This window comes from Micromonospora zamorensis (genome assembly GCF_900090275.1).
Taxonomy (GTDB): Bacteria; Actinomycetota; Actinomycetes; order Mycobacteriales; family Micromonosporaceae; genus Micromonospora; species Micromonospora zamorensis.
Genome location: NZ_LT607755.1, coordinates 4,033,470 through 4,050,821, shown reverse-complemented (window position 1 = coordinate 4,050,821; position 17,352 = coordinate 4,033,470). Strand labels below are relative to the sequence as shown.

At 69.1% G+C, this 17,352-nt stretch carries 12 protein-coding genes; 9 read left to right on the top strand and 3 right to left on the bottom strand.

Annotated features, from left to right (window positions below; translation table 11 throughout):
• Window positions 1–133: 133 nt before the first annotated feature.
• Together GA0070619_RS17760 and GA0070619_RS17755 are read left to right on the top strand one after the other, a co-directional pair.
• A complete protein-coding gene (locus tag GA0070619_RS17760) occupies window positions 134–805 on the top strand; it encodes a nucleotidyltransferase domain-containing protein (protein ID WP_088949095.1) in 672 nt (223 codons plus the stop codon).
• Window positions 805–1,569 carry a nucleotidyltransferase domain-containing protein gene (locus GA0070619_RS17755; protein WP_088949094.1) on the top strand — a complete coding sequence of 255 codons (765 nt, stop codon included), beginning with the start codon at window positions 805–807 and terminating at the stop codon, window positions 1,567–1,569. The genes GA0070619_RS17760 and GA0070619_RS17755 overlap by 1 nt, the downstream gene beginning before the upstream one ends.
• 226 nt (window positions 1,570–1,795) lie before the next feature.
• Here the strand turns inward: GA0070619_RS17755 and GA0070619_RS17750 are convergent, their stop codons facing one another.
• A complete protein-coding gene (locus tag GA0070619_RS17750; RefSeq protein WP_088949093.1) occupies window positions 1,796–1,990 on the bottom strand; it encodes a hypothetical protein in 195 nt (64 codons plus the stop codon).
• A 100-nt stretch (window positions 1,991–2,090) separates the two neighbouring features.
• On the opposite strand from GA0070619_RS17750, the gene GA0070619_RS17745 reads away from it, so the two are divergent.
• The gene (locus GA0070619_RS17745; protein WP_231927082.1) at window positions 2,091–3,167 is read left to right on the top strand and encodes a DUF808 domain-containing protein; all 1,077 of its coding nucleotides are present in this window, start codon (window positions 2,091–2,093) and stop codon (window positions 3,165–3,167) included.
• Window positions 3,168–3,226: 59 nt separating this feature from the next.
• Window positions 3,227–3,373, top strand: a complete 147-nt coding sequence (locus GA0070619_RS32460; protein WP_396688309.1) for a hypothetical protein — start codon at window positions 3,227–3,229, stop codon at window positions 3,371–3,373.
• A 285-nt stretch (window positions 3,374–3,658) separates the two neighbouring features.
• Here GA0070619_RS32460 and GA0070619_RS17740 read toward each other — a convergent pair whose 3' ends face one another.
• Complete coding sequence (locus tag GA0070619_RS17740) at window positions 3,659–4,306, bottom strand: DUF4240 domain-containing protein (RefSeq protein ID WP_088951876.1); 648 nt, start codon at window positions 4,304–4,306, stop codon at window positions 3,659–3,661.
• Between the two features lie 274 nt (window positions 4,307–4,580).
• Here GA0070619_RS17740 and GA0070619_RS17735 point away from each other — a divergent pair, with 274 nt between their 5' ends.
• The 5 genes from GA0070619_RS17735 (at window position 4,581) to GA0070619_RS17715 (ending at window position 16,631) form a co-directional block, all read left to right on the top strand.
• Complete coding sequence (locus GA0070619_RS17735; protein ID WP_088949092.1) at window positions 4,581–7,520, top strand: M20/M25/M40 family metallo-hydrolase; 2,940 nt, start codon at window positions 4,581–4,583, stop codon at window positions 7,518–7,520.
• Window positions 7,521–7,830: 310 nt separating this feature from the next.
• Window positions 7,831–8,604 (top strand): golvesin C-terminal-like domain-containing protein, encoded by a 774-nt coding sequence (locus GA0070619_RS17730; RefSeq protein ID WP_088949091.1) that lies wholly within the window; start codon window positions 7,831–7,833, stop codon window positions 8,602–8,604.
• Window positions 8,594–11,284, top strand: coding sequence for a right-handed parallel beta-helix repeat-containing protein (locus GA0070619_RS17725; protein ID WP_157744039.1), 2,691 nt, complete (start codon window positions 8,594–8,596; stop codon window positions 11,282–11,284). Before GA0070619_RS17730 ends, GA0070619_RS17725 begins: the two co-directional genes overlap by 11 nt.
• Window positions 11,285–11,292: 8 nt before the next feature.
• A complete protein-coding gene (gene eccCb, locus GA0070619_RS17720) occupies window positions 11,293–15,279 on the top strand; it encodes a type VII secretion protein EccCb (protein WP_088949089.1) in 3,987 nt (1,328 codons plus the stop codon).
• An 11-nt stretch (window positions 15,280–15,290) separates the two neighbouring features.
• A complete protein-coding gene (locus GA0070619_RS17715; protein WP_088949088.1) occupies window positions 15,291–16,631 on the top strand; it encodes an EsaB/YukD family protein in 1,341 nt (446 codons plus the stop codon).
• Here the strand turns inward: GA0070619_RS17715 and GA0070619_RS32455 are convergent.
• Window positions 16,628–17,233: a response regulator transcription factor gene (locus GA0070619_RS32455; protein WP_157744038.1), complete on the bottom strand. Its 606-nt coding sequence runs from the start codon at window positions 17,231–17,233 to the stop codon at window positions 16,628–16,630. The genes GA0070619_RS17715 and GA0070619_RS32455 overlap by 4 nt on opposite strands.
• Window positions 17,234–17,352: the final 119 nt, after the last annotated feature.

The following is a 17,352-nucleotide window of genomic DNA, read 5'->3' as shown; positions in this document are numbered from 1 at the left end:
AGGCCGGTTGGCCGAACCGGGTGCCCAGCGCACGCACCACCGTGGTGGCGTCGTCGAAGAGCCGAACCTCACGGACGCGGAGTGCTCGAAAAGGGTGACGTGTGCAGGGCGGTGATTGGGTAGCGTCGCGGGCGTGATCGAGCTTGTCGAGCGGCATACGGTTCTCGCCGTTGTGGTCGGGTCGCGGGCGTACGGGCTGCATGACCTGGCCTCCGACTACGACCGGCGTGGTGTGTATGTGGCGCCCACACGGGCGTTCTGGCACCTCGACAAGCCGCCCACGCACCTCGACGGTCCGGCGGTGGAGCAGTTCTCCTGGGAGTTCGAACGCTTCTGCGTCCTGGCCCTGCAGGGCAACCCGACAGTCCTGGAGGTGCTCTGGTCTCCGCTGGTCGAGACGATCACCGTCGACGGGGAGTGGTTGCTGGCGGCACGGCAGGCGTTCCTGTCGAGGCGGGTGGCGGAGACCTACGGCAACTACGCCCGGGATCAGCTCAACCGAGTGGCGGCCCGCCGCGAGCGCACCGGCGAGACGAATCACAAGCAGGCCATGCATATGATCCGGCTGCTGGTCGCCGGGGCGCATGTGCTTCGGACCGGGGAGGTGCTGGTCGACGTTCGTCACCTGCGCGACCGGCTGCTTCCGGTGCGGCGCGGCGAGCTGCCCTGGGATGAGGTCGCCGCTTGGACGGCGGATCTACTGGTTGAGCTTGCCGACGCGACCGCAAGCACCGTGTTGCCTGATCAGCCCGACCGGGTTGACGTGGATCGGCTGCTCACGGCTGTCCGGGAAAGGAACCTGTAGTGACCACCGAGGTGCCGCCGTGGGCCGCCGAGGCAGCCTGCGCCCTGCCTCGTCCGCTGCTGTTCGCCACCGTCAGCGGCGCGCATCTGTACGGATTCGCATCCATCGACTCCGATCTGGATTTGCGGGCCGTGCACTTGCTCCCGGCTGAGGAGGTCGTCGGGTTGCGCGCCGGTCCGCAGACGTTGCAGCACATGAGCGTGCGCGACGGTGTCGAGTTGGACGTGGTCAGCCACGATCTGCTGAAGTTCGTCAAGCTGTTGAACAGCCGCAACGGGTACGTCCTGGAGCAGTTGCTGTCACCGCTGGTGGTTGTGACCACCGCGGTGCACGCCGAACTCATATCCTTGGCCCCGCGGCTGGTCACCCGTCACCATGCGCACCACTACCTCGGATTCGCGGCCACCCAGGAAAAGTTGTACGCCAAAACCGGGCAGCTCAAGCCTGCGCTGTACACGCTGCGGGTCCTGCTCACCGGGATCCACCTGATGCGGACCGGCCGCGTAGAGACGAACCTTGCCTTGCTCGGAACGAGGTTGTCGTACGTACCGGATCTCATTGCCGCCAAACGGGAGGCCGAGCATGGCCCGCTCCCCGCGGGCGTTGCAGGGTGGCTCGCCACCGATGTGTCGCGGCTGCACGCCGAGTTGGAGGCGGCCCGGGACATCTCGGTGTTGCCCGAGCGCGTAGATCCGGCAGCCGTGGACGCCCTGCACGACCTGGTGGTGCGCACCCGACTGCATGGCTTCCAGCCAGCGCCGTGAGTCAGCGGGCTGAGGTCCGCCGCAGGTCCGTCATCTCAGACACCTATCCCACGGGCAACGTCCTGAGCAGGCCCTTCAGGCTGGCGACCTCTTCGGCGGATCCGAAGGCGTCAGCGCTGGCGCTCCCGCGGAAGCGGTAGGGCAGTGCCCGCACATGTCAAAGAGCGGCTGCCGACAGCATGTCTATCGGAATTCGCGAGCGGACGAACATTGCGCGAGCCCCCTGTCACCAACAGTCCCCGCCTCGGGCGGGCGGCCACCGCACGACGATCAGCCCGGTGATGTAGTAACCGATTTGATCGACGCGGGTGGCAACGTCGAGTTCGACGGTCGTCGCCGTGGTGCGTAACCGGTGGACTTCCCAGTGGCGGTACCGCAGGTCGCGTAGCCAGGTTTCCTTGACCTCTCCCGCGAACAGCATCGGTGATGCCGCCGGTTCGGTGATACAGGCAGCCCACCTCGAGCTCTCGCCCGATATGCGACCGGGCGGTGGCGTGCCGCGCGCAGGGACCTGAGCGAGAATGGGCCAGTTCGACCCGCAACCCTGGAAGGACCCTCCCTTGGCCGGTGGACTCGTAGCCCTGCTGGATGACGTGGCGGTGCTGGCCCGGGCCGCTGCCGCGTCGATCGATGACATCGGGGCGGCCGCCGCGAAGGCCGGCGCCAAGGCTGCGGGCGTCGTCGTCGACGATGCTGCCGTCACGCCGCAGTACGTGCGGAGCCTGGCGGCCGAGCGCGAGTTGCCGATTATCAAACGAATTGCCGTGGGGTCGCTGCGCAACAAGTTCTTCATCATCCTGCCGGCGGTGCTGCTGCTCAGTCAGTTCGTGCCTTGGCTGCTCACTCCGATCCTCATGCTCGGCGGCGCCTACCTCTGTTATGAAGGCGCGGAGAAGGTGTGGGCCAAGATCGCCCATCACGGTGCCTCCGGCGCGGGCGAGGAGAAGGTGCAGGACGAGACGACACTGGTGTCTGGGGCGGTACGAACCGACCTGATCCTCTCGGCGGAGATCATGGTCATCAGCCTTAACGAGGTGATCGATGAGGCGTTCTGGTCCCGCCTGGCGATCCTGGCTGTCGTCGCCGTCGTCATAACCGTCCTGGTGTACGGCGTGGTGGCCCTGATCGTAAAGATGGACGACGCCGGGCTGCGCCTGTCGCAACGTTCCGGCGCCGTCGCGACGTTCGGCCGCGGTCTGGTGAGGGCGATGCCGGTTGTCCTCACCGTGCTGACGGTAGTCGGCACCGCGGCGATGCTGTGGGTGGGCGGGCACATCCTGCTGCTAGGCACGAACGAGCTGAACCTGCACTTCCTGTACGAGGCCGTGCATGACGTGGAGGTCGCTGCCCACGACGCCACGGGTGTTCTCGGCGGGCTCGTCGGCTGGCTCGTCAACACGGTGGCCAGCGCGATCCTCGGGCTGATCGTCGGAGCGCTGGTCGTGCTGGTCATGACTCTCACGCTCCACCGCCGCACATCCAAGGCTGCGGCTGCGACTGCGGCGGCCACGACTCGTGCTGACGGCACCATCCCCGCACCGCCGAGCCGTGCAGCTCAGCGTCGCGACGCTCCTGCGGACCGAGCGCCGCGCGGTTGACCACAACATCATCGCAACTCGACCACGGGGTCATGCGTTCTGGTCACCCCGAGGTGATCATGGCGTACCGCAAGCCGTCTGACGGCAGTGATCTGCCGGATTGGAAGGAAGCCCTCATCCTGCGCGACTACCGCCGCGCCGGCCACACATTGGCCGACGCCGCTTCCGGCATCGCCAACCTCCACAACATCATCCTCGCCGGCTGACCACCGGTTCGTCGCCGAGCAACGCCTTCACCCAGTTACGAGACATCCCTTAGGACGCCGATTCCACGGGCAATGCCCTGAACAGGGATTTTCGGTTGATGGCCTCTTCGGCTCCGCCAAAGAGGTCACCAGCACGGCTAGACTTGCGCGGGCTTCAGAGTTGCGCTGAGCGTCATCGGCGGTGGGGCAATGGGTCGTGTTGCCCCTCGGACACCAGATATTTGCTCCACGGTGCGTGCTGAAATCAACTTCAGCGCGCACCGTCTGCGTTTTCGGGCTGGCAGGTCAGCCGGAGACCGAGTTGCCGACAGACCTCAGCCTTGTCGGTGGGGTCGGCGTCGCGGAGTACGGGGGATCGAGGAACAGCTCGGCCATCCGGGGTAGCCGCCTCCGCATCTCGTCATCGTTGTCGAAGTCGAAGTCCTCACCCATGTCGGGCTCGCGGGCCTCGTCGATGCCGACCGCAACGTGTTCGCGAGCCTTCATCGCTTCGTAGAACTCGTCGTCATCACCCTCCGTGACCTGCTCGTAGGCCTTGCTGGCTACGTAGTTCACCGACTCGGCGAACAACGCGCCGTCGTCTTCCTCGGCCGCCGCTTGTCGTACCACGGGATGGTCAGCCAGTCCGTCGGGGGAGGCCAGGACGCGCTCATACCACTCGCGCCCTAGCGCGATGACTCCCGCCCGGAAATCGATAAAGCTGTCGTCCGAGCATCCTCCGCCGATCAGGTATGCAGCCGCCCACACGTCCCAGCGGTAGAGGGCGTCATGGAGCTGATCGAACAGCTCCTGGAACTCGAGGATGCGCTCCGATGATGTTGCGGCCAAGCGCGTCACCAGCGCCGCGGCAACCGCCTCACCGTCGTCGCCGGTCCGCCCGTCGAGACCCGCCCCGGCCGACTCCACGACCGCCCAAAACTCGTCAACGTCCACGGCGCGAGAGTCTCCCACGGCCAACCGACACAAAGCAGTCCGCCGTTCTGCGCGCGCTCGGCCTGCCGCGGTGATCGCAGAAGAACCGCCCGCCGGTTTGGTCGCGATGGTGCCCTGGTCGAGGTCACCGTGCTGGGCGCCGTCCCGGCTGCGGCTGTGCTGACGGCACAGGCGGATTCTCAGATGATCCTCAAGATATCCCACTCCGAGGGCCACTGGCGGCACGGCTGGTGTGTGCTGTCGCTACTGATCTTCCCCCTGTTCTGGAGTTTTCATGAGAGATAGACCGACTTTAACCTTGTCCGTCCTGCTCGCCGTGACCCTCGTGGCGACCGTTGCGCCCCCGGCAAGCGCGTCCCCGACCAGCTCCGGCGAAAAGCGCTTCCAGCCGAGTGTCACCTACGACCTGTCGGTGACCGACGCCGAGCGCGACGCGATCCACGCGGAAGTCGAGGCGTTGGCTGGACGCGTCAGCAGCGCGCGGGCGGGGGACGGCACCTACAACCCGCTCAGTCTGGTCGGGGCGATGCTGGACGGGTCGAGCTACGACTCCATCTCCCGGGGCGGCACGGCCGCGACGGAGTACCCCTTCCCGGTCAGCAACACCGAAGCCAACCAGAACGAGTACGACCGCAAGGTCGCCAAGCTCGCCTGGGTGGTCAAGCTGGCCACTGACCTGGGGTTCCCGGTGGTCGTCCAACGCCAAGCCGACAAGTACGTCTACGCGGAGATCGGTGACCCGGACGCCCCGGAAATGGTCATGGCGTTGAGTCACCTCGACTCGCCGACGGCTTCCGTTTCGCCGGCGCAGCTGGCGCGCTGGCGGGACGCCGACGGCAACCTCGGCACTCCTGGTGCCTACCACTCGCCCTATGTCCAGGACGGCTGGGTCTACGGGGCGGGCATTCAGGACGACAGCGGTCCGACGCTGGCGACGCTGCTCGCGGCCAAGGCGCTGCTCAAGGCGGGGTTGCCCCTCGACCGACGCATCCGCATCGTCATGGGAATCTACGAAGACGGCGGTCCCGGCACGCCCACGGCGGCGAACACCGCCAATTTCCAGTCCATCCCGTACAACTCGAACCCGAGCTTCTACGACAACTGGGCCTACAAGAACCTCAATCGGGAAGAAACCCCGATCGCGGCCTACACCTCCGACTCGCGGTTCCCGGTCATCGTCGGCAACTCCGGATCGGTGACCCCGGCGGTGTCGATGAGCTTGTCCGCGGACAGCGCCAAGGCCTTCCGGCTGACGGATGCCACGGCTGGCGTCACACTGCGCGAAGGCGACCCGACGCTCAAGGACATCGCCTACGGCAGCACCACGCAGATCGCCTCGCGGGCGATCTTCACCCTCGACGTGGCGGGGGCCGGCTCCGCTGAGCGCGACCGGTTCGTGTCGGCGATCGTCGCCGCCGCGACCACGAAGGGTTGGCTCCCGGCTGCTTCCGGCACCACGCCCAAGGTTCAGACCACGATCAGCGGCGACTCGCTGACGCTGGAGATCAACACCGATGTCGCGATGGAGATGCCGACCCCGCAGTACGGCAAGAACGCCGTCGTGTGGGGGATGTTCCTCCTCTCCAAGGGGCTCGGCTCCTTGGGAGACACGGCCGCCGACATGCAGTTGAAGAAGGCCGCCGACGGCATCGCCGACCTGTTCTTCCGCGACGGTGTCGAAGGCGAGGCCTACATCGGGAAGTACATGGGCATCCCGGCGAACCTGTTGCGCAACGCGAGCAACGGCACGCCGAACCTGACCTTCGCCCTCATGGGAAACATCAATTCAGAGACCCCGACGCGCTTCTACACGGACGCCTCCGGCAGCCTCAGCATGCCGATGTACGTGCGCAGCATGCACCTCAACGCGGCTGACTCCGGCCAGGCGACGGCGGCGGTCACGGACGCCTTCCAGTCGAAGGGGTTCACCATCGGCAGCCTTGGCTCGCCCATCGGCGCCGGGTTGTACGTCACTCACGACAACCCGCTGACGGCTCTTCAGTTCGGGAGCTACCAGGCCTCCATCGACCACAGCCCGCAGGAGTTCGCGGATCCGTATTCCCTCCGGGACGTGGTGTACCCACAGGGCACGACCGGTGGCACGCTGGCCAGCAACTTCCGCAACAAGATGACTGCCTTCGGCGCCGTCATCCCGGGTAACGAGCGCTGGTGGCACACGGCCAACGAGCGGATGAAGGTCGACTCGGCAGTGCAGATGACCAAGATCATGGCCGACGGCATGTTGGAGATGGCCCGCTACTCCGGGCCCGCCGGCGCCAAGTTCATGTGGGCGGACATGCCGGGGCTGAACGCCGACCGCGCGGACCTCGACCTGCTCGACGTCACGATCGGAACCTACAAGGACGCGTCGCCGACTGTCGGCGCGAACCAGCTGGGCAACCAGGCACTGCTCGGCGCCACCTCGTTCAATATCCCGATGTGGAACGGGCGCGGCAACACGGCCCCGACGCAGGCGGCCTTCGCACTGGGCCACGAGCCGGGAGGGGTCTACCTGCCCCTGAACGACGCCGAGTACCTGAACAACTCGTACGTGGCGCCGATGCGTCTGGAGTTCAAGGTGGAGCGCCCCGACCACATGTCGGACGCGGCTTGGGCGAAGTTCGTCGCCGGAGGCTACGGCGGCTTCCAGTTCAACATCCTCGTCGGCGGCGCGGTTGTGCCGCTGGCCGTTCCCGCGGGGCAGAGCGCGGACAAGTACTTCTCCTCGCGCATCTCGGCCACCAACCCCAACGCCATCTACCTGTCGGTCAACCTCGCGATCACCGATGCGCCGTACGCCGGGGTGAAGCCCGTCCTCGCGGATTCCAAGACGGACCTGTACAAGCTCAACCCGACGTACCTGGCCTCCAACCCGGATCCGTTCCCGGGGCGCGGTGCCGTCGAACAGCGGGGCTTCTTCGTGTTCGGTGATGGGCAGAAGAACGCGGAGTTCTCGTCACCCGACGCCGTCTACGTGACGGTCGCCAACGCGGCCGTCGACGCGAAGCCGTCGGCGGTGGTCAAGAAGCTGAAGGGCAACACCAACGAGTTGACCATCACGGTGAAGCAGACCCGCATCGACGGCAGCGAGTCTGCTGTGACGGGCACGTTCACCATCAACAACAACGCTGCTGGCACTTACGCCGTCGGCGATTACAAGGTGTACGTCGACACCAAGGGCAACACCCAGGTGCGGTCGATCTCCATCGTGTGACGCCTGTGACGCGGAAGTTCAGCACGCACCAGAGGACACGCGCGGTGGCACGACGCCTCGACTCGGGGTAAGTGCCAACGGGGTGCGAGGCGCATTGACAATGGAGTGGAACCATTACCGACGGTAATGGTTCCACTCCGTTGCGCGTCACTGCGCGGGCTGGTACGCCAGCCGTTGGAGCCTTCGCTGCTTGACCCTGCCACGCGGGTGGACCGGCACATGTCCCCTGTTCGCGGGGCTTGGCCGCGTCCCCGCAGCGTGCGCGATGATCCGGGTCAGCTACACACCGGCAAGCCGAGCGCGGAGCAGCATGACTGGGGCAACGAGAACTGAACATCCGGCCGGGCCGGACGTCGAGCACCGGGCGTCCGAGGAGCTCAGCCGGCGCGGCCAGTTCGTCCGGGCCTTCGTCGAACACGCGGCCGAGCGTCCGGCGAGTGAGCGGAGGACCGTCCGGCTGCCGACGCTGATCACCGTGACCGCGCTGGTAGCGGTGGGCGCCGTCGTCGTCGGGGTGTTCTGGCACCTGGTCAAGCCGATGAGCCCCGCCCAGAAGGCGGCTTTCAAGGGCAAGGCACCGGCCAGCTCGGCCCCGCCGGTCGCGGGCTTCACCGGGGTCGCCGGCTGGGACTGCGAGGCGCGTGCCGACCGCGGGTTCGACGCCCAGGGCCGCACCGCGCAGTGGCGGACGATCGGCACCGGCGGCTGGAAGCAGGACGGCTGCCGCGGCACGTTCCAGACGCTGCCCCTGCCCACCGCGGAGCAGACCCAGCCGCAGACGGCGACATGGTCGTTCAGCACCGGCGAGCGCATCACCTCCTGCCAGGTCGGCGTCTACGTGCCGGCGGTGCCCGGAACCACACTCGCCGACGGCGTCAAATACACGATCACCACCGGGACCTCCGGCACGCCGTACGCCAACTTCACTGTCGACCAGCGCAAGGCCGCCGGGACCTGGGTCGGCGTCGGGACCTTCCCGGTGCACCGCAACCAGATCGCCGTGCGGCTCGACGCGAAGGACGCCTCCGGGGCCAAGCAGGCGCGGATCGTCCTGGCCCAGGTGCGGGCGAACTGTGCGTCCTGAGGTGGCCGCGGCCAAGATCGAACGGGTCTCCACCCGGGCGTGGAGCCGGCACCGCACGATCGGTGCGGCCGTGCGCGCCGCCAAGCCGGGCACTGTCGTGGCGGTGGCGGCCGGCACCTACCGCGAGTGCCTCGTGCTGGACGGCACGGTCACCGTCATGGCCGAGAACGTGGACGGTCTGGTCGAGCTGGTCGCGGCCGAAGGGCCCGCCCTGATGGTGCGCGCCGGCACGGTCACCGCGCGCGGCCTGACGATCCGCGGCGATGTCACAGTCACCTCCGGACACCTGAACCTGGAGGACAGCCGTGTCGCCGCCGGGTCGGTGCAGCTCACCGGCCGTGCCACGGCCCGGCTGACCGGCTGCTCGGTGGACGGCGCCGAGGGCGTCGCGGTGGGCGTGGTCGACGGGGCCAGGCTCGACGCCGAACGGCTGCGGGTCACGGGAGCGGCGGTGGCCGCGACCGGGTCGGCCGTGCTCACCCTCACCGACGCCGTGCTCACCGACACCCCGGGGGTCGCGGTCCGCCTCGCTGGGAACGCCTCGGCTGTGCTCACCGGTTGCGACATCGGCGGAGCCGCCGAGGCCGGCATCGAGGTCCGCGACGCCAGCGTGTTGCGCCTGTCCGGCAGCCAGGTGCACGACGTCGGCGGCGACGGCGTTCGCGTGCTCGGCAACCTGCCCGGCGACCGCGCCTGGTGGGCGACCGTGCGGCCCGGACGAGCCGACGACCACGAGATCGCCGAGCCGCCGGAGGGCACCGGCGTCGTCGTGCGTAACTGCGAGATCAGCCGTACCGGCGCGGCCGGGCTCGTCACCGGCGGCACGTCCGGCGCGCTGCTGGTGGACACCACCGTGAACCGGGCCGGCACCTCCGGGGTGCTGGCAACCCAGCACAGCCGGCTGGGCGTACGCAATTCCACAGTGACCGACAGCGTGCAGACCGGGCTCGCCCTTCTCGACGACGCCGAGGTTCGCTGGACCGGCGGCGCGCTGAGCACCGCTGCCGCCAACGGCGTCTTCGCGGTGGGCGCCAGCCGGCTGCTGATGCGCGACAGCGCCGTGACCAACTGCGGGTTCACCGCCGTGCACCTGACCGGCGCGGCGGCGGTCACCCTGCTCGACGTCACCGTCGAGGGCACCTCCGAGCTGGGCGTGCGCGCCTCCGGTGCGGCGATCCTGCACGTGCGCGGCGGCCGGGTCGAGCGGGCCGAGCTGGGCGGCATCCAGATCGACGAGACCGCCGACGCCCAGCTGCGCGGGCTGACCGTGGCCAGGTGCCACACCGGTGTACGGGTCGACACCCCGCACCGGCCGCTGCTGCAGGACTGCGTCATCCGCGACATCGCCCAGACCGGAGTGGAGATCGCGGCCGGTGCCGCCCCGGCGATCACGCGCACCGCCGTACGCGGCTGCGGTGCCGCCGGCATCTTCATCGATGTCGACGCCGAACCGATGCTCGACGACTGCGAGGTCGCCGAGATCGGTGGCAGCGGGATAGCTGTCTGGACCGGCGCGCGCCCGTCAGTGCGGCGACTGACGGTCACCGACACGAAGAAGAACGGCATCTATTTCGGAGCGGGCGCCCACGGCAGCATCGCCGACTCGACGTTCTCGCGTACCGGATATCCCGCCATATACATCGGCGACGACGCCGACCCGGCGTTCCACCGGTGTGCCGTACGCGAAACGGACGAGGACGTCAGCCAGGGCGACCGGGCGTCGGCGACCTTCACCGAATGTCACAGCTCGGGGGTCGGCGCGGCGCGCTGGCCCTCGGTCGCCGTTCCGGCGGCGGGCGTTGCCTCGGCGACGGTCGCCACCTCGGCGGCCGGCATCGCCCTGCAGCCCGACACCGTCGAGCTGCAGCCGCTGCTCGACCAACTCGACGAGCTGATCGGGCTCACCCGCGTCAAGCAGGACGTCGGGACGATGGTCAAACTGATGCACCTGGTGAAACGGCGCCGCGAGGCCGGCCTGGCACCCCCGCCGATGTCCCGGCACCTGGTGTTCGCCGGCAACCCCGGCACCGGCAAGACGACCGTCGCCCGGCTCTACGGTCAACTGCTCGCCGCGCTGGGCATGCTCAGCAGCGGCCATCTCGTCGAGGTCGACCGCGGCATGCTCGTCGGCGAGTACGTCGGGCACACCGCACCCAAGACCCAGGCCGCGTTCGAGCGAGCGCTCGGCGGGGTGCTGTTCATCGACGAGGCGTACGCGCTGGTGCCCGAGGGACAGGGCAGCGACTTCGGCCGCGAGGCGATTTCCACGCTGGTCAAGCTCATGGAGGACCACCGCGAGGCGGTCGTCGTCATCGTGGCCGGCTACCCCGACCTGATGCGTCACTTCATCGCCGCCAACCCGGGTCTGTCGTCCCGGTTCTCGCGCACCCTGACCTTCGACGACTACTCCGAGGTCGACATGGCACGGATCGTCGCGAAACAGGCCAAGGACCACGACTATCGGCTCTCCGACGGCGCCCAGGACCGACTGGCCGAGTTCTTCGCCACCATCGACCGCGGCGAAGGCTTCGGCAACGGCCGGTACGCGCGCAAGGTCTTCCAGGCGATGACCGAGCAGCACGCCGGGCGCATCAGCGCCCTCGACGACCCCAGTGACGAACAGCTCAGCACGCTGGAAGCCGCCGACCTGACCGACGTCGACTTCGACGTCCGAGGCTGAGGAGCCTGATGAGCCGCCTGGCCTTCCACCGGCCCGCCCGGATGCTGTTGCCGCAGCTGCCGGAGCAGACGGTGACCCTGCCCAGCCCGCCCGAACCGCCCACCGACAACCAGGCGAACTCCGCGTGGACGCTGATTCTGCCGCTCTTGAGCAGCGTCGGCATGTCCGCGTACATGATCACGTTTGGCAAACCCGCGCTGATCATCATTGGTGTGCTGTTCTTCGTGACCTCCGCAGGCGCGGTCATCGCGATGCGGATGCAGCAGCGCAGCACCAGCGGCCGCACCGCCCGCAAGCAGCGCGTCCGCTACCGCCGGCACCTCGCGCTGGCCCGCGACCAGGCCCGCGAGGTCGCCCAGGCCCAGCGGACCGTCGCGGCGCTCGCCAACCCCGACCCGCAGCGGCTCTGGTCGATCAGCATCAACCGGCACCGCGTGTGGGAACGACGCCAGGACGACGCCGACTTCCTGCGGGTCCGGATCGGGCACGGGGCCGTACGGCTGGCCACCCCGATCGAGCTCGACCCCAAGATGGATCCGCTGGGCGACTACGACTGGGACTCCATGCAGGCGGCGCACCGCCTGATCGACCGGATGGGCCACCTCGACAACCAGCCGATGATCATCGACGTCGGCAACGCCGGAGTCATCAGCGTCGTCGGCGACCCGGCCCGCACCGACCTGCTCACCCGAGCCCTGCTGTGCCAGATCGCCGTCCTGCACGCCCCCGACGACGTCACCCTGGTGATCGAGACCGCCAGCTCTGAACACTGGGAATGGACCAAGTGGTTGCCGCACACCTTCGAGCCGGACGCCCGCAGTGACAGCGGATCGGTGTCGCTGGTCGCCGAGGGCCCCGATGTCCTGGCCACCTTCCTGCAGGCCGAACTCACCCAGCGCACCGAACTGCAGACCACCCGGCGTAATGGGTTCAGTGGCGATCGCCCCGCCGCCAAGCAGCGGCGGTTGGTCGTGCTCTTCACCGGATTCGCGCCGTTCTCCGAATGGGGCCGCTCCGACCTGATGGCCGCCCTGCTCGCCGGGGCCGGACCCCAGCTCGGCCTCACTCTGATCTTCTGCGGCGAACGGGAGTTGGACGAACCCAGCCGGGTCGACCTGCGGATCCGCTTCGACGACGCCGGACACGTGGTCACCGAAGGACGCCGCGATCTGGTCGTCACCCCGGCGCTGCGCTGCCGGCCCGACGACGTGTCGCCGTTGCTGGCCGAGCTCATCGCGCGCAACCTCGCGCCGCTGCGGCTCAGCGACGAACGCGAACAGGTCCTCACCCGCACCCGCTCGCTCAGCGAGATGATCCTCGGCACCGACCCCGGTCGCGGCGACGTCACCAGCCGATGGGTCACCGCCGGCGACCCGCGGATGCTGCGCGCGCCGATCGGGGTCGACGGCGAAGGCCAGACCGTCGTGCTCGACATCAAGGAATCCGGGCAGGGCGGCTCCGGCCCGCACGGCCTGATCGTCGGCGCCACCGGCTCCGGCAAGAGCGAGTTGCTGCGTACGATGGTCACCGGCCTCGCGCTGACCCACTCGCCGGAGCTTCTCAGCTTCGTCCTCATCGACTTCAAGGGCGGCGCGGCGTTCGCGCCGCTGCAAGGCCTGCCCCACGTCTCCGGGCTGATCACCAACCTCGCCGACGACGCCGCCATGATCGACCGGGTGCTCGCCGCCCTCATGGGTGAACAGCAGCGCCGTCAGCGGATCCTGCGTGATGCCGGCAACATCGACACCGTGCGCGAATACCAGATGCGCCGCGCGGCCGGCGCCGTCGCGGCCGACGGCACCCCGCTCGAACCGCTGCCCACGCTGCTCATCGTGGTCGACGAGTTCGGCGAACTGCTCTCCGGGCGCCCCGAGTTCGCCGAGCTGTTCGTCCAGATCGGCCGGGTCGGCCGCAGCCTCGGCATGCACCTGCTCATGGCCACCCAACGGCTCGAGGAGGGCAAGCTGCGTGGGCTGGACTCGCACCTGTCCTACCGGATCTGCCTGCGCACCTTCAGCGCCGCCGAGAGCCGAACGGTCATCGGCACCACCGACGCGTACAAACTCCCCCCGATCCCCGGCTCGGCGTACCTGAAAGTAGACGAGTCGATCTACCAGCGGTTCCGCGTCGCCCACGTCTCCGCCCCCTACGTCAGCGCGGAGGAACGGTTCAGCATCGGCCGCGGCGACGGCGCGCTGCTCCCGTTCGACCTGCGCACCCACACCTCGATGGCGCAGGAGACCGAGGAGCCGCAGCTCACCGCCCGGCCCGGCCCGACCGAGCTGAAGATCGTGGTGGACCGGCTGACCTCGGTCACCAGCCCCGCGCACCAGGTGTGGCTGCCGCCGCTGCCCGCCGCGCTGGCCCTCGACCACCTGATCGGCCGACCTTCCGTCCAGGCGGAACGCGGCTACTCCGCCCACGTCTGGCCGCTGTCCGGGCGCCTCGCCGTGCCGATCGGCCTGCTCGACCTGCCCATCAAACAGGACCAGGAGACGCTCGTCATGGACTTCGGCGGCGCTCACGGGCACCTCGCCGCCGTCGGCGCGCCACGGACCGGGCGCAGCTCGCTCCTGCGCACGATCATGCTCGCCGGAATGCTCACCCACACCCCCGAGGAGATGCGGTTCTACTGCATCGACTTCGGCGGCGGGACACTTCACCCGTACGCGGCGGCACCGCACGTCGGCACGGTCGCCGGTCGCGCCGAACCCGAGCTGGTCAGCCGCACCTTCGCCGAGATGCGCGCACTGATCGTCGAACGAGAACGCACCATGCGCGCCAAGGGCATCGAGACCTTCGCCGACCTCGGCGCCCCGCACGTCTTCCTGATGATCGACAACTGGGGTGCGCTGCGCACCGAGTTCGAGGGCGCCGAGGCCGCGGTCAACGAGATCGCCGCGCGCGGCCTGGGCGCCGGAGTGCACCTGGTGCTCACCTCCGGACGCTGGAACGACATCCGGCCCGCCCTGCGAGACAGCATCGGCACCCGCATCGAGCTGCGCCTCAACGATCCGAGCGAATCCGACGTCAACCGCCGCATCGCCGCCCGGGTGCCCGCCGGGGTGCCGGGCCGCGGCATCAGCGCACCGGGCATCTACTTCCAGCTCGTGCTGCCCCGCCTCGACGGCGTCGACTCCGCGGACGGGCTGCGCGAAGCCCAGGAGGACACCATCGCCCAGGTCGCCGAGCACTGGGCCGGTCCTGCCGCGCCTCCGATCCGGTTGCTGCCGCAGCGCATCACTGTCGCCGAGCTGCCCGCCCTGGCCGCTGCCACCCCCGCGACCGTGCCGATCGGCGTCGCCGAGAACGACCTGCGCACCGTCGGGCTCGACCTCACCACCGGCGACCCGCACTTCCTCATCTACGGCGACGCCGGTTCCGGCAAGAGCACCTTCCTGCGTACGTGGCTGGCCGGGCTCACCGAACGCATCTCCCCGTACGACATGCGGGTGGTCCTGTTCGACTACCGCCACTCGCTCGTGGACGCCGTGGAACCCGAACACCTCGGCGCGTACGCCGGTGACGCCGACAGCGCACGGGTCTACGTCCAGAGCGTCGTCGACAAACTCAAGGAACGGATCCCGCCGCCCGGCATCACCCCCGCCCAGCTCAAAGCCCGCGACTGGTGGGAAGGCACGGAGATCTACGTCGTCGTCGACGACTACGACCTGCTCTCCGGCGGCCCGCAGGCCGTGCTCGCCCCCCTCATCCCGTTCATCCCGCAGGCCCGCGAGGTCGGCCTGCACCTCGTTCTCGCCCGCCGGGTCGGCGGCATGGTCCGCTCCGGCATGTCCGACCAGCTCGCCAGCCGCATCCGCGACATGGGCTGCGGCGGCCTCGTGCTCTCCGGCGACCACCGGGAAGGCGTCATCCTCGGCGACGAACGCGCCGCCCAGCGCCCGCCCGGCCGCGGCGTCCTGGTCCGGCGCGGCCACCCCGGCCAGCTCATCCAGACCGCCGTTCCCGTGCCGGCGCTCGAACCCGTCAACTGAAAGGCCTTCGCATGGCGAACGAACACACCCGGGTCACAGTGGTGGGCACCTATCGCAGCGTCGACATCGCACTGCCGTCGCTCAGCCCGGTGGGGGAGTACAGCCCCCGCCTCGCCGAAATCTGCGGCCAGGACGGCTCCGACCAGCTTCCACCCGTCTGGTCGCTGGCCCGCCCCGACACCGGGCCGTTCGCCCTCGACACCGGACTGCTGCAGGCCGGTGTCGTCGACGGCGAGGTGCTTTACCTGTACGACCTCGCAGCGGGCACGGTCGACGTCCTCGACGTCAAAGACATCGACGAGGCCGTCGCCGAGGAAACCGAACAGCTACGCCGCAACAGCGTCCACCCCGGGCCTGTCGTGCTCGCCCTCGGCCTCATCCTGCTGATCGCGGCGGCCGTCCTGCTCTCGCTGAGTTACGGCACCGACACCGGTGCGGCTGTGGGGCTCACCGTCGCCAGCATGGCTCTGCTCGGCACCGCCTGGGGGTTGCGCCAACGCCAGACCGCGGTGCCGGTCGGCCTCGTGCTGACCGCCGCGCTCACCGCCGTACCCGGCCTCGCCGGCGCCGGTCTGCTCATCGCCCGTGGCCTCGGCGGCAGCGACTGGGCCTGGGGCGGCGCCGCCATCGGCGCCAACACCGCGATGCTCATGGCGATCGCGATGCTGCCCGAAACGATCTTCGTCGCGGCCGAGGTATCTCTGCTCGCGGGCGGTCTGACCGTCGCACTCACCGCCGGCCTGGAAGCCGACACCGTCGAATCCGCCGCGATCGCCGCTGCGGTCGCCACCGGAATGCTGGCCCTCGGCCGCCGCATCGCCGCCCTCATCACAGCCTGGACGCCCGTGCGGCCCATCCCCGAGCTCGTGCACACCTCGGCCCGGATCCTGCCCATCGTGCTGGCCGGTCCGGTCCTCGCCCTCGCCGTGGCGATGCCCGTGCTGGCCCTCTCCGGACGTTGGTTCGCCGTGATCCTCGCCCTCTTCATCTGCATCGCCATCGCCGTCAGGGCACGCGGAGCGGCGTTCACCACCGAGCTCTACCTACTCGGCGGGGCGGCAACCATCGGCGTCTTCGGGCTGCTGGTCGCCGCAGCCCGCGCGTACGCCACCTCCGGCGGCGTGGCAGCGGTCATCCTGCTCGGGGCGGGACTGCTCGTCATCGCGGCCGGAGTCGCGATGAGCGTGTTCATGCCGCCAGCCAAGCCACACGGACCCGGCCCCAAACCGCCGATCCGCCGCAGCCGCGCCGAAGCGCTCGGCGTCCTCGCGGCGATCCTCATCGCGCCGCTGACCATGGGCGTCTTCGGCGTCTTCGGCCACCTGATGATGATGGGACGCACGATCTTCTAGCTCTTCAAGGACGTCAAGTGGCCGAGCTCGATCGCGCGGCGGGTCAGCTCGGCCTTATTGTTGGCGTTCAGCTTCGCGCGGATCCGCTTCGCGTACGTGTTGACCGTCGCCTGGGAAAGGCCCATCCGCGTAGCGATCTGCGAGTGCGTGAAGCCGGACGCAATCCACCGCAACGTCTCCACCTCCCGCGGTGCGAGCCCGCCCTGCTCGTCGGCGGGAGAACCCGGCAACTCGGCCGGGAACCGGTCCGCCAGCCGCGGGCACAGGTAGAAGCCACCCTGCGCGGTCACCCGCATGGCCTCCCGCACCGCCTCCTGCTCCGCGAGTCGGCTCACGCAGCCGCGCGCCCCGGCCCGGATCGCCGCCATCAGCTTCGGGCGGCCCGTCCAGTCCGCGCTGACGAGCAGATGCCCGAACGGCGTGGCCCCGCGGACCAGCCCCAGCGTCGACGCATCCGGTTCCGCTGCATCCAGAACGACCAGGTCGTACGTCGCACCGGCCGGCAGGTCCGTCAGCGCAGCCACCGCCGCGACCATCCGCAGATCCGGATCGTCGCCGGCCAGCTTTTCCAGGCCGGCTCGCCAGATCGGTTGATCTGCCACGACAGCGACTTCCAACATTGCTACCTCCCACACCAGGTTCCGCCATAGAACGGCTGAAAGCCCGTGCCGGTTCGAGGACGTCGCAAAGTTCCTCCCGAAACAGCCTCCGACGTCCCCGA